Below are 12,813 nucleotides of genomic sequence, written 5' to 3' on the forward strand. Positions count from 1 at the left end.
GTGGCGTTGCCGTCATCCTTCGATCACCTCACCGAACAGCCCCTCAGGAGGCTTGTGTCATGAAGAAGCGCACCAGAGTTCTCGTTGCCGCAGTGGCGGCGGCCACCGTGACGGCACTGACCGCGTGCAGCGGCGGATCGAGCGACACCGCAGGCGCCGACGGTGGCGGCGACGGCTCGGCCGGCACGATCAACCTCTACGCCTACGCCGTGCCGAAGGTCGGATACGACCTGCTCATCCCCGCCTTCGAGGACACCGAAGCGGGCACGGACGTCGCATTCCAGCAGTCCTACGGAGCGTCGGGGGACCAGTCGCGGAAGGTGCGTGACGGGGCCGCGGCCGACTTCGTGAACTTCTCCGTCGAGCCGGATGTCACCCGCCTCGTCGAGGCCGGGCTCGTCGACGAAGCGTGGGACGAAAACGCCTACGGGGGTGTGCCGTTCGGCTCGGTCGTCACCATCGTGGTGCGCGAGGGCAACCCCAAGAACATCCGGGACTGGAACGATCTCCTGCGTCCCGACGTCGAGGTGGTCACACCCAACCCGTTCAGTTCGGGCTCCGCGAAATGGAATCTGCTGGCACCGTATGCGGCCACCAGCAACGGCGGCGAAGACCCGCAGGCCGGGATCGACTACGTCACCGCCCTGGTCAACGATCACGTCAAGGTCCAGCCGAAGTCGGGCCGCGAGGCTACCGAGACGTTCCTGCAGGGGACCGGCGACGTTCTCCTGAGCTACGAGAACGAAGCACTGTTCATCGAGCGCAACGGTGACCCCGTCGAACACGTCACTCCGCCTGTCACATTCAAGATCGAGAATCCTGCCGCGGTTCTGAAGAACTCGCCGAACGCCGAGAAGGCGCAGGCGTTCAACGACTTCCTCTACACCACGGAGGGCCAGCGCCTCTGGGCCGAGGCCGGTTTCCGGCCCGTCGATCCTGCCGTGGCAGCAGAGTTCGCCGCCGACTTCCCGGAGCCGGAGAAGCTCTGGACCGTCGCCGATCTCGGGGGCTGGGACACGGTCAACGAAGAACTGTTCGCGGACGGTTCCGGGTCGATCGCGATCGTCTACGACAACGCCACAAAGTAGAGCGTCGTCTTGAGCATTTCCGAGCAGGCGGCCGGTGCGGGAGCAACGCCTCCCGCGCCGGCAGCTCGTCGTCGCACACGCAGAGCACGGATCACCGGCACCGTCGGCCCCCTCGGGATCGGCGTGGCCACCCTGTGGCTGAGCTTGATCGTCCTGTTGCCCCTCGCTGCGCTTGCCGCCCATTCGCTGTCGGACGGATTCGGTGGGTTCTGGAACGCGGTCACCGCTCCCGCTGCTCTCGCAACCCTGCGCGTGACCGTCGGCGTCTCGATCATCGTCGCCGCGATCAACGCGGTGATGGGCACGATCATCGCCTGGGTCCTCGTCCGCGACGAGTTTCCCGGTAAGAAGGTCGTCAACGCCCTGATCGACCTGCCGTTCGCCCTCCCGACGATCGTCGCGAGCATCGTGCTGCTGTCGCTGTACGGGCCGCAGAGTCCCATCGGGCTGCAACTGAACGCGACCCAGCCCGGCCTGGTGATCGCCCTTGCGTTCGTCACCTTGCCGTTCGTCGTCCGGGCCGTGCAACCGGTGCTCATCGAGGTAGACCGGGAGGTGGAGGAGGCCGCCGCGTCGCTCGGGGCGAACAACTTCACGATCTTCCGCACCGTGGTCCTGCCGGTGCTGGCACCGGCAATTCTCGGCGGCACCGGCCTGGCGTTCGCACGTGCCATCGGTGAATACGGCTCGATCGTACTCATCGGCGGCAACATTCCGTATCAGACGCAGGTCGCCTCCCAGTACATCCAGCAGCAGATCGAGATCGACCGGCCCGTCAATGCCGCGGCCGTGTCCGTGGTGCTGCTGCTCATCGCCTTCGTCGCCCTCTTCGTGCTCCGCTGGGTCGCGAGCCGTGGCCTTCGCAGACAGGAGAACGACCGGTGAACGTGTCGCTTCCCGTCAAGATCTCGCTGCGCACGGTCGCGCTCGGGTATCTGTTCGTCCTGTTGCTCGTGCCCATCGGCGTGATCCTGTACCGCACGTTCGAGAACGGAATCGGGGCCTTCGCCGAGTCGATCAGCACCCCGGCGGCGATTTCCGCCCTGAATCTTTCGCTCCTGATCGTCGCGATCGTCGTACCCGTCAACGTGGTGTTCGGCATCGTCGTGGCGCTCGCGCTCGTCCGTGGCCGGTTTCCCGGCCGCCGCCTCCTGCAAGCCGTCGTCGATCTGCCGTTCGCCGTGTCGCCGATCGTGGTCGGTGTCGCGCTGATCATGCTGTGGGGTGCCAACGGCTGGTTCGGTGCCGTCGAATCCCTCGGATTCAAGGTGATCTTCGGGCTCCCCGGCATGGTGATCGCGACGATCTTCGTGACCCTGCCGTTCGTGGTCCGCGAGGTCGAACCGGTGCTGTACGAGATCGGTGAGGAACAGGAACAGGCCGCCGCGACCCTCGGGGCCGATACCTGGCAGACGTTCTGGCGGATCACGCTGCCGGCCATCCGCTGGGGACTGACCTACGGAGTGGTGCTGACCGTTGCCCGCGCGCTCGGTGAGTTCGGTGCCGTCATCATGGTCTCGTCGGGCTTCCCCGGTGTTTCGCAGACCTTGACTCTGCTCGTGCATGCCCGCTACATCGACGACCACAACACCTTCGGCGCCTACAGCGCCGCGACCCTGCTCATGGCCATCGCGGTGATCGTCCTGCTGCTGATGACCCTGCTCGACCGCAAGAGGAGCACCGAAGAATGATCACCGTCACCGGGGCACGCAAGAATTACGGCAGCTTCGCGGCACTCGACGATGTCAGCCTCGACATCCCGTCGGGGTCGCTCACCGCGCTGCTCGGGCCGTCCGGGTCCGGGAAGTCGACGTTGCTGCGGTCCATCGCGGGTCTCGAGTCGCTGGACGGGGGCACCGTCCACATCGCCGGCGAAGACGTGACCACCGTGACGCCGCAGAAGCGCGATATCGGATTCGTCTTCCAGCACTACGCCGCGTTCAAGCACATGACGGTGCGGGAGAACGTCGCGTTCGGCCTGAAGATCCGCAAGCGGCCCAAGCCGGAGATCGAGAAGAAGGTCAACGAACTCCTCGAGATCGTCGGGCTGGACGGTTTCCAGTCCCGCTACCCCGCGCAACTCTCCGGTGGTCAGCGCCAGCGCATGGCCCTGGCGCGAGCACTCGCGGTCGATCCCCGCGTGCTGCTGCTCGACGAGCCGTTCGGCGCACTCGACGCCAAGGTACGCACCGACCTGCGGACCTGGTTGCGGCGCCTGCACGACGAAGTTCACGTCACCACGGTGCTGGTGACCCACGACCAGGAAGAGGCGCTCGACGTCGCCGACCGCATCGCGGTGATGAACAAGGGCCGCATCGAGCAGGTGGGAACCCCGGAAGAGTTGTACGACCGGCCGTCCAACACCTTCGTGATGTCGTTCCTCGGCACCGTGTCCAAGCTCAACGGCCAGCTCGTACGACCCCACGACATCCGGCTCGGACGGCAACCGGACCTCGCGCTGGCACAGCACGAGGGAACGGCCGAGACGCTGGGCGTCACCCGCGCCACCGTCGAACGCGTCGTGCATCTCGGTTTCGAGGTGCGGGTGGAGTTGCGCAACGAGGCGACGGGCGAGCCGTTCTCGGCCCAGGTCACCCGCGGAGACGCGCACGCCCTCGGGCTGGCTGCGGGCGAGACCGTCTACGCCCGCGCTACGAGGGCGCCGCAACTGGACGCGGTCCCCGTCACCTAGTGCGGCAGATCGCCACCGGGCAGAAGCTGTGGTGGATGAGTCCCTGGCTGGTCGAGCCGAGTATCGCGGACGACTGCGCGCTGCGGCCGTGGCTACCGACGACGAGCAACTGCGCCGCGGCGGACTGCTCGAGCAGGACGATGTCGGGCTTGCCGCGCTCGACCCGGTGCTCGACCTGCACATCGGGAAATCGGGTGGCCAAGCCGGACATCGATTCGACCATTCCGGCCTTCTCGAATGTCGCGAAGTCCGTCCAGTCGGTGAAGCGAGAGTCTTCGCCGTAGGTGATCGTGGACTGTTCGACCCAGGTGTGCACGGCGACGAGCGGTGCCTCGAGCGCCGCGGCGAGACGATAACCTTCCGCGATCGCCGCGGAGCTGAGTTCGGTGCCGTCGACTCCGACCACGATCGGACGGCCGTCCGGGGGGCGGAACCCTTGCTCGCTCCGCCACGACACCACCGGACAGACCGCATGATTGGCGACGTAGACGACGTCGGACCTGCGGAACATGGATTGCAGTTCGCTGGTGGTGGTGTGCCCGAGCACGATCATCCGCGCCGACGCGGACAAGTCGGACAGCGCGTTGGCGGGCCGGCCCGCCAACGCGACCTTCTCGACGGCCAACTCGGCCGTGAGCTCGCTCCCTGTGGTCGTTTCCCGCGGCGCGGCCGCGTCGACTGCCGACACTGTGTCGAGGACAGCGGCTTCGGCACCGTCGAGCACAGCCCGGGTGGGTTCGTCGGCGTCCTCGGGACCCCCGGGATGGGCGTGGACGAGCCGGAGCGGTTCGCCGAGCCGGCGTGCGAGGACCGCGGCCCATCTGGCCGCATCGACGGCGCTGTCGGAGCCGTCGATGCCCACCACGATTCCGCCTCCCGGTGTTCCGATGCTCATGGGTCCTCACTCCCTGTCTTCTCCAGTCTGGGGCAGGGCGCACGGATCGAGCAACGGATCGACGGTATCGCGTCGGATCGGAGACTCAGTCGCCGACGGCATCCTTGCCGCGTTGCACGATGTTCGGATCGGCGGGAAAGACGACCTGTGTGTCCTTGTCGTCGTACTCGAACTGGTTCAGAAAGAAGCGCATCGCATTGATCCGGGCGCGCTTCTTGTCGTTGGACTTGACCGTGGTCCACGGGGTGAGGTCGGTGTCGGTACGCAGGAACATCTCTTCCTTCGCGGCGGTGTAGTCCTCCCACCGCTCGAGGGATTCGAGGTCCATCTCGGACAGTTTCCAGCGCCGCACCGGGTCGAGCTGGCGGATCGCGAAGCGCGTGCGTTGCTCCTCGCGGGTCACGGAGAACCAGAACTTCGTCAGGGATATCCCGGCGTCGACGACCAACTGCTCGAACATCGGCACCTGCGTGACGAACGTTTCGTACTCCTCGTCGGTGCAAAAGCCCATGACCCGCTCGACACCGGCGCGGTTGTACCAGGAGCGGTCGAACATCACCAGTTCCCCGGCAGTGGGGAAGTGCCTGATGTAGCGCTGGAAATACCACTGGCCCTGCTCGCGGTCGGACGGTTTGTTCAGTGCCACCACCCGGGCGTGCCTGACGTTGATGTACTCCTGGAAGCGTTTGATGGTGCCGCCCTTGCCGGCGGCGTCGCGCCCCTCGAAGACGATGATGTGCTTCGATCCGTTGTCCTTCGACCATGCCTGGAACTTGAGCAGTTCGATCTGCAGCATGTACTTCTCGACCTCGTAGGTCGCGCGGTCCATGCGCTCGTCGTACGGGTAGTTCTTGCGCCACGTGTTCACGGCCTTGCCCTCGATGTCGATCAGGTCGGGGTCTTCGCCGTGATCGTCGCGCACGGAGAATCCCTCGGTGCGGAGGCGGTCGATGTAGCGGCGTAACTCGTTCTGCACGTGCGCTCCCTGAAGTGATCCGAGCCCGAGGCCGTTCGTGTTCGATCGAACACTTACTTGTATAGGACAAAAGTGAACGCGGGGATATCGAACGAGATCGGGCGTGCGGTGTTCTCGGCAGCGGGCGGCAGTGTCAGGCGGCCGCGGGCGGCAGTGTCAGGCGGCCGCGCGAACGGTGGCTCGGCGAACCGCAGCGAAATAACGCTCCGCGACGACCTGCCCGACGGCGGCATGCGTGGTGAGGGTCGGGGCGATGCGCACGTCGGGATGCGCCTCGACGGCAGCGGCACACGCCCGGTCCCACAAAAGTCCCGGAGCGAGCATCCAGGGGGCGACCACGAGGGTGCGGCACCCGGATCGGGCCAGCAGTCCCAGCGCCGAGGCGGCAGTCGGCTCGGCAGCCGTGGCGTAGCACGGGACGGCCGACCACGAGGTGCCGGCGGTGACCCGCGGAACGACGCGCGCTGTGGCGGTATTCGCCTCGTCTCGGCGCGAGCCGACGGCACACAACGCGATCCCCACGGACGGGTCGTCCAGCGCGACACCCGTCGACACGATGCTGTCACGCGCGGCTGCGACGAGGAGTGCGTCGTCGCCGAGAATGTCGGCGCGCGTCACCTCCAGACGGGGATTGAGCGTGCGTGCGTCGGCGAGGATTGCAGGCAGGTCGACGCGGGCGTGGAACGCGCTGCCGAGCAGCAACGGTACGACGATCGCGCGGCGGTGCCCGTCGGCGGCGACGGCGTCGAGAACCTGCGGCACCGACGGTGTGTTCAGATCCAGGAATGCGAGGCGCACGTCCCATTCGGGGTGCTCCGTCCGCAGCACCGCGAGCGCGGCAGCCACGGCCCGCGCAGAGCGGGGGTCGCGGCTGCCGTGCGCGACGGCGATCAGCGGGATCATGCGGGGACGCGGTCTCCGAGTTCGATGTCCGCGAGGCCGTTGCCCACCAGCCCGGCGGCGAGAGTGTTGCCACCGGCCGGGTCGATCAGCAGGAAACTGCCGGTACGCCGGTTGACCTTGTAGTCGTCCGCCGCGATCGGCTCCGCGACACGCACCGTGATACGTGCGATCTCGTTGAGCTCCAAGGACTCCGGGTGATCTTCGGAGGTGAGGGTCTGCTCGTCGAAACGTTCCTCGAGCGTGCCGACGATCGCCTGGGTGGTGCGCGTGCCGTGCTTGAGGAGCAGACGCGCGCCGGGCCGCAGAGGCTTCTCGGCGAGCCAGCACACGGTGGCCTCGAACTCCGAGAGCGGTTCGGGTGCGTCCCCGGGGGAGGCGAGCAGGTCGCCTCGGGAGACGTCGACGTCGTCGGTCAGAACGAGGGTCACCGAGCGACCAGCGTGTGCGACGTCGAGTTCACCGTCGGCGGTGTCGATGCGCTGTACCGTGGACCGGACTCCCGACGGCAGAACGACGATCTCGTCGCCGGGCCGGACCGATCCGGCGGCGATCTGACCGGCGTACCCGCGGTAGTCCGGGAACTCCGCGGTGCGGGGCCGGATCACGTACTGGACCGCGAATCGCAAACCGACCTCGTGCCGTCCGTGCACGTCGGCGTCGACAGGCACCGACTCGAGGTGCTCGATCAACGTCGGGCCGTCGTAGTACGGCGTGTTCTCGCTCCGGATCGCGATGTTGTCACCGTGCAGCGCCGAGACCGGAATCTCCTGCACGTCATCGGGAGACCAGCCCAGCGAACCTGTCAGTTCGTTGAACTCCGCGCTGATCCGGCCGAAGACTTCGGCGGGGTCGTCGACGAGGTCGATCTTGTTGACGGCGAGCACCAGCTTCGGCACACCGAGCAGCGCGAGCACCGCGGCGTGCTTACGGGTCTGAGAGATGACCCCCTTGCGCGCATCGACGAGCAGCACCACGAGCTGGGCGGTCGAGGCGCCGGAGACGGTGTTGCGGGTGTACTGGACGTGACCGGGGGTGTCGGCGAGGACGAAGCTGCGCTTCGGGGTAGCGAAGTACCGGTAGGCGACATCGATGGTGATGCCCTGTTCGCGTTCGGCACGCAGGCCGTCGACGAGCAACGACAGGTCCGGGGTGTCGAGGCCTTTGTCGACCGAAGCTCGTGTCACAGCGTCGATCTGATCGGCGAGCACCGACTTGGTGTCGTACAGGAGCCGGCCGACGAGGGTGGACTTACCGTCGTCGACGCTGCCCGCGGTGGCGAGGCGCAGCAGTTGCGTCTCGCTCTGGGGGCCGCGCTCGTGGAGGTCGCTCATGTCAGAAGTAGCCCTCTCGCTTGCGGTCTTCCATGGCCGCTTCGGAAACACGGTCGTCGCCCCGGGTGGCGCCCCGTTCGGTCAGCCGCGACGCGGCGACCTCGTCGAGGATGTCTTCGTTGGTGACCGCCTCGGACAGGATCGCGCCGGTGGTCGAGCCGTCGCCGACGGTGCGGTAGCGCACCGAGCGGGTTTCGAGGGTCTCGCCGTCGGCGGGGCCGCCCCACACACCGGGCGTCATCCACATGCCGTCGCGCCGGTAGACCGGGCGCTGGTGCGCGTAGTAGATGCTCGCGAGTTCGACGTCCTCGCGGGCGATGTAGCGCCAGATGTCGAGTTCGGTGAAGTTGCTCAGCGGGAACACCCGGACGTGCTCTCCCGGCGAGTGACGGCCGTTGTAGAGGTTCCACAACTCGGGGCGTTGCCGCTTCGGATCCCACTGGCCGAATGCGTTGCGCAGCGAGAAGATCCGCTCCTTGGCGCGCGAGCGTTCCTCGTCGCGCCGGCCACCGCCGAAGACCGCGTCGAAACGGTTCTCGGTGATCGCATCGAGCAGCGGGACGGTCTGCAGCGGGTTGCGGATACCGTCGGGACGCTCGGTGAGCCGCCCGTCGGCAATGTAGTCCTCGACACTCGCGACGTGCAGACGCAAGTTGTACTTCTCGACGATGTGGTCGCGGAAGTCGAGTACCTCGGGAAGGTTGTGCCCGGTGTCGACGTGCAGCAGCGCGAACGGCAGCGGTGCGGGCCAGAATGCCTTGATCGCCAGGTGCAGCAGGACGGTGGAGTCCTTGCCGCCGGAGAACAGGATCACCGGTCGCTCGAACTCGCCGGCGACCTCACGGAAGACGTGGATCGCTTCGGACTCGAGTGCATCGAGAGTGTCGAACTTGGTGCCGTCCAACGCGGGGCGGGCAGTGGTGGGATTCGGATCGGTGAGTGTCATGAGGCGTGCAACCCGCATTCGGTCTTGGCTCGGCCGGCCCAGCGTCCGCTGCGCGGATCCGCCCCGGGAAGTGGTTTGGTCGTGCACGGGGCGCACCCGATGGACGGGTAGCCCTCGTCGACGAGCGGGTTGACCAGAATTCCGTGCTCGTCGATGTAGTTCTGCATGTCCTCGTCGGACCACGCGGCAATCGGGTTGATCTTCACGAGGCCGAACGCATCGTCGAAGGAGATCAGCGGAGCGTTCGCCCGAGTGGGTGCCTCGACCCGGCGGATACCGGTGACCCACGCGCGGTAGCCCCGGAGGGACTCGGTCAGCGGCACCACTTTGCGAAGGCGACAGCACTCGTTGGGATCCCGCGCGAACAGATCCTTGCCGAGCAGCGCGTCCTGTTCGGCGACGGTGGCCGCGGCGCGGGCGTTCACGACATTGACGCCGTACACCTGCTCCACGGCGTCGCGGGTCCCGAGGGTCTCGGCGAAGTGGTAGCCGGTGTCCAGGAACAGCACATTCACACCCGGGCGCTGCTGCACCGCCAGATGGACGAGGACGCCGTCCTGCATGTTGGACGCGACGATGTATCCGCTGCGTGCGCCCTCGACGGGCGCCCCGAATGTCTCGTCGGTCCACCGCAGAAGTTCCTGAGTGGACGCGCCTTCCAGTTCTTCCGCACCTCGCGCGGCTATTGCTCGCAGCTCGTCGGCTGTCGCGGTGTCGATCGTCATCTGCCCCGTCCGCTCGTCGGTTGTCTCGGTCATCGCAGATCGGCTTCTTCCGCGCGTACGGCCCACTGCGCGAAACGTTCGCCCTCGGTGCGGTGCTTCATGAAATTGCGCACGACGCGCTCGATGTAGTCACCGAGCTCTTCGCTGGTCACCTTGTGCTGCCGCAACTTCCGGCCGAATGCGGAGTCCAGGCCGAGGCTGCCGCCGAGGTGGACCTGGAAGCCCTCGACCTGTTTCCCGTCGCCGTCGTCGACGAGCTGGCCCTTGAACCCGATGTCCGCGATCTGCGACCGGCCACAGGAGTTCGGGCAACCGTTGATGTTGATCGTGATCGGCACATCGAGGTCGGCGTTGATGTCGTCGAGTCGCTGCTCGAGCTCCGGCGCGAGTGCCTGCGAGCGCTTGCGGGTCTCGACGAACGACAACTTGCAGAACTCGATTCCGCTGCACGCCAGCAGATTGCGGCGCCAGTGCGACGGCCGGGCACGCAGCCCGAGCGGCTCGAGTTCGCTGATCAGCTCTTCGACCTTGTCGTCGGCGACGTCGAGGACCACCAGCTTCTGGTACGGGGTGAACCGGATGCGGTCGGATCCGATGCGCTCGATCGCGTCCGCGACCTTGGTCAGCACCGTGCCCGACACGCGGCCCGCGATGGGGGAGAAGCCGACTGCGTTGAGGCCGTTGCGAAGTTTCTGCACACCGATGTGGTCGATCGGCCGGGCCGGCTTCTCCGGGGCGGGACCGTCGATGAGCGGACGCTTCAGGTACTCCTGCTCGAGCACCTCACGGAACTTCTCGATGCCCCAGTCCTTGATGAGGAACTTCAGGCGGGCCTTCGACCGCAGGCGGCGGTAACCGTAGTCGCGGAAGGCCGAAACCACCGCTTCCCACACGTCCGGGACCTCGTCGAGCGGCACCCAGGCGCCGACGCGTTGCGCGAGCATCGGATTGGTGGACAGTCCGCCGCCGACCCACAGATCGAAACCGGGGCCGTGCTCGGGATGCTCGACACCGACGAATGCGACGTCGTTGATCTCGTGCACGACATCCTGCTGACCGGAGATCGCAGTCTTGAACTTGCGCGGCAGGTTGGAGTATTTCGGGTCGCCGATGTAGCGGCGGACGATCTCGTCGATGGCCGGGGTGCCGTCGATTACCTCGTCGAGGGACTCTCCGGCGAGGGGTGACCCGAGCACGACGCGGGGGCAGTCACCGCACGCCTCGGTGGTCTGCAATCCGACCGCTTCGAGGCGGCGCCAGATCTCGGGAACGTTCTCGACCTCGATCCAGTGGTACTGCACGTTCTCGCGGTCGGACAGGTCGGCGGTGTCGCGGGCGAACTCGGTGGAGAGTTCGCCGACGGTGCGCAGTTGCGCGGCGCTGAGCGCGCCTCCGTCGCACCGCACCCGCATCATGAAGTACTTCGCCTCGAGCAGGTCGAGGTTCTCGTCACCGGTGTAGGTGCCGTCGTAGCCCTGTTCGCGCTGCGTGTAGAGGCCCCACCAGCGGAAGCGGCCGCGCAGGTCGGACTTGTCGATGCTGTCGAAGCCCTGGTGCGCGTAGATCTCTTCGATCCGCCGGCGGACGTTGAGGGGGTTGTCGTCCTTCTTCGTCTGCTCGTTGGCGTTGAGTGGCTCGCGGTAGCCGAGAGCCCACTGGCCTTCGGCGCGAGTCTTGGTGGGCCGCCCCGCACGCCGGGCTGGGGTTGCCGAGCCGTCGGTGGGAGTGGCGTCGGTGGACGACGTCATGCGGGGTCTCCTGGATTGTGGCTTGACGGGCCGAGTGCGCAGGAGGGAGTTGTACCTCGTTGCGAGCACGCCTCGACCCGGCGGGATCTGGGGATTGCCGGGTGGTGCCGACTACAGACAGTCGGCGCAGAAACAGGCGGCGCAAGGCAGACAGCATGACGCACAGACGCGCTTGAGGTCGACGTGGCGGCGAGCCACGAGTCGCACTCCGGGTCCGGTCATGTCGCCAATTGTGCCATGTCATCGGCGCGATTCCGAAACCTGGCGACTATTTCCACCGAATTCGGGGGAAATGTCGAGGTAGGCGCCCCGGCCGTGGTCGCGGGCCCGCGCGTGTCTGGGACACTGGAGGTGTGAGTACGACGGAAATCGGTGAACGCACCGCGGGAAAATCAGGTGTCGCCGATGCCGAGGACGGCTTCGCGCTGTCCGAGCACGCCCTCGAGGGAGTAGGCACCCGGCCCTTCGGGGTGTACGTCCACGTCCCCTTCTGCGCGACGCGCTGCGGCTACTGCGACTTCAACACCTACACGGCGGGTGAACTCGGCACTGCTGCCTCGCCGGCATCGTGGCTCGAGGGCCTGCGCAGGGAACTCGCCGCCGGCGCGGAGATGCTCGGCGGGACCGGCCGGGGCGCACCGCTCGCGCAGACGGTGTTCGTCGGGGGCGGCACACCCTCGCTCCTCGGTGCGGACGGACTGGCCGACGTCCTCGGCGCCGTCCGGGAGTCCTTCGGCCTCGCTCCCGGCGCGGAAGTGACCACCGAATCGAATCCGGAATCGACCTCGCCCGAATTCTTCGAGCGCATCCGCGCAGCGGGGTACACCCGGGTGTCGCTGGGCATGCAGTCCGCCGCGCCGCACGTGCTCGCCGTTCTCGACCGCACCCACACGCCGGGTCGTCCCGTCGCGGCGGCGCGGGAGGCCCGCGCAGCGGGTTTCGGCCACGTGAATCTCGACATCATCTACGGCACACCGGGGGAGCGCGACTCGGACCTCGAGGCATCGCTCGACGCCGTGCTCGACGCCGGCGTCGATCATGTGTCCGCGTACGCGCTCATCGTCGAGGACGGCACCGCGCTCGCCCGGCGGGTGCGCCGGGGAGAGCTTCCGGCCCCCGACGACGATGTGCTCGCCACACGGTACGAGCGGATCGACGCACGTCTCCGGGATGCAGGCATGACCTGGTACGAGGTGTCGAACTGGGCTGCCGCGCAAGATCCTTCGGCGCGTTGTGCCCACAACCTCGGCTACTGGGACGGCGGCGACTGGTGGGGAGCGGGTCCCGGCGCGCACAGCCACGTCGGCGGAACCCGGTGGTGGAACGTCAAGCATCCCGCGCGGTACGCGGGCATCCTCGCGGACGGACGTCTGCCGGTCGGCGGAAGCGAGCGCCTGAGCGCCGAGGACGTGCACACCGAGGTCGTCATGCTGGCGGTCCGGTTGAGGACCGGGTTGCCGCTCGGCGTCCTCGACGCCGGGGAGCGCGTCGCCGCCGACTCGGTGGGAG

The 12,813-nt window shown here is 67.3% G+C and carries 12 protein-coding genes; 5 read left to right on the forward strand and 7 right to left on the reverse strand.

Annotation, left to right across the window (positions count from 1 at the left end; translation table 11 throughout):
* Positions 1-59 precede the first annotated feature (59 nt).
* From ACFWU2_RS20550 to ACFWU2_RS20565, 4 genes are all read left to right on the forward strand, one after another.
* The gene (locus tag ACFWU2_RS20550) at positions 60-1,088 is read left to right on the forward strand and encodes a sulfate ABC transporter substrate-binding protein (protein WP_378610109.1); all 1,029 of its coding nucleotides are present in this window, start codon (positions 60-62) and stop codon (positions 1,086-1,088) included.
* A gap of 90 nt (positions 1,089-1,178) precedes the next feature.
* Positions 1,179-1,973 (forward strand): sulfate ABC transporter permease subunit CysT, encoded by a 795-nt coding sequence (gene cysT / locus ACFWU2_RS20555; RefSeq protein WP_378610120.1) that lies wholly within the window; start codon positions 1,179-1,181, stop codon positions 1,971-1,973.
* Positions 1,970-2,779, forward strand: coding sequence for a sulfate ABC transporter permease subunit CysW (gene cysW / locus ACFWU2_RS20560; protein ID WP_378610110.1), 810 nt, complete (start codon positions 1,970-1,972; stop codon positions 2,777-2,779). Before cysT ends, cysW begins: the two co-directional genes overlap by 4 nt.
* Positions 2,776-3,780, forward strand: coding sequence for a sulfate/molybdate ABC transporter ATP-binding protein (locus ACFWU2_RS20565; protein ID WP_378610111.1), 1,005 nt, complete (start codon positions 2,776-2,778; stop codon positions 3,778-3,780). Before cysW ends, ACFWU2_RS20565 begins: the two co-directional genes overlap by 4 nt.
* On the opposite strand, the gene ACFWU2_RS20570 is transcribed toward ACFWU2_RS20565, so the two are convergent.
* The 7 genes from ACFWU2_RS20570 to ACFWU2_RS20600 all read right to left on the reverse strand — a co-directional run bounded on the left by ACFWU2_RS20570 (position 3,773) and on the right by ACFWU2_RS20600 (position 11,304).
* Positions 3,773-4,675, reverse strand: coding sequence for a universal stress protein (locus ACFWU2_RS20570; RefSeq protein ID WP_378610112.1), 903 nt, complete (start codon positions 4,673-4,675; stop codon positions 3,773-3,775). The genes ACFWU2_RS20565 and ACFWU2_RS20570 overlap by 8 nt on opposite strands.
* A gap of 85 nt (positions 4,676-4,760) precedes the next feature.
* The gene (gene ppk2, locus ACFWU2_RS20575; RefSeq protein WP_378610113.1) at positions 4,761-5,651 is read right to left on the reverse strand and encodes a polyphosphate kinase 2; all 891 of its coding nucleotides are present in this window, start codon (positions 5,649-5,651) and stop codon (positions 4,761-4,763) included.
* Positions 5,652-5,807: 156 nt separating this feature from the next.
* Positions 5,808-6,554, reverse strand: coding sequence for a sirohydrochlorin chelatase (locus ACFWU2_RS20580; protein WP_378610114.1), 747 nt, complete (start codon positions 6,552-6,554; stop codon positions 5,808-5,810).
* Positions 6,551-7,885 carry a sulfate adenylyltransferase subunit 1 gene (locus ACFWU2_RS20585; RefSeq protein ID WP_378610115.1) on the reverse strand — a complete coding sequence of 445 codons (1,335 nt, stop codon included), beginning with the start codon at positions 7,883-7,885 and terminating at the stop codon, positions 6,551-6,553. The genes ACFWU2_RS20580 and ACFWU2_RS20585 overlap by 4 nt, the downstream gene beginning before the upstream one ends.
* A gap of 1 nt (position 7,886) precedes the next feature.
* Positions 7,887-8,831, reverse strand: a complete 945-nt coding sequence (gene cysD, locus ACFWU2_RS20590; RefSeq protein ID WP_378610116.1) for a sulfate adenylyltransferase subunit CysD — start codon at positions 8,829-8,831, stop codon at positions 7,887-7,889.
* Positions 8,828-9,556, reverse strand: a complete 729-nt coding sequence (locus ACFWU2_RS20595; RefSeq protein ID WP_378610121.1) for a phosphoadenylyl-sulfate reductase — start codon at positions 9,554-9,556, stop codon at positions 8,828-8,830. Before ACFWU2_RS20595 ends, cysD begins: the two co-directional genes overlap by 4 nt.
* Before the next feature lie 29 nt (positions 9,557-9,585).
* Positions 9,586-11,304 carry a nitrite/sulfite reductase gene (locus ACFWU2_RS20600; RefSeq protein ID WP_378610117.1) on the reverse strand — a complete coding sequence of 573 codons (1,719 nt, stop codon included), beginning with the start codon at positions 11,302-11,304 and terminating at the stop codon, positions 9,586-9,588.
* A gap of 353 nt (positions 11,305-11,657) precedes the next feature.
* On the opposite strand from ACFWU2_RS20600, the gene hemW reads away from it, so the two are divergent.
* A partial coding sequence (hemW, locus tag ACFWU2_RS20605) for a radical SAM family heme chaperone HemW (protein WP_378610118.1) occupies positions 11,658-12,813 on the forward strand: 1,156 nt, incomplete at its 3' end.

Source organism: Rhodococcus sp. NPDC058639, from assembly GCF_042717545.1.
Classification (GTDB): Bacteria; Actinomycetota; Actinomycetes; order Mycobacteriales; family Mycobacteriaceae; genus Rhodococcus.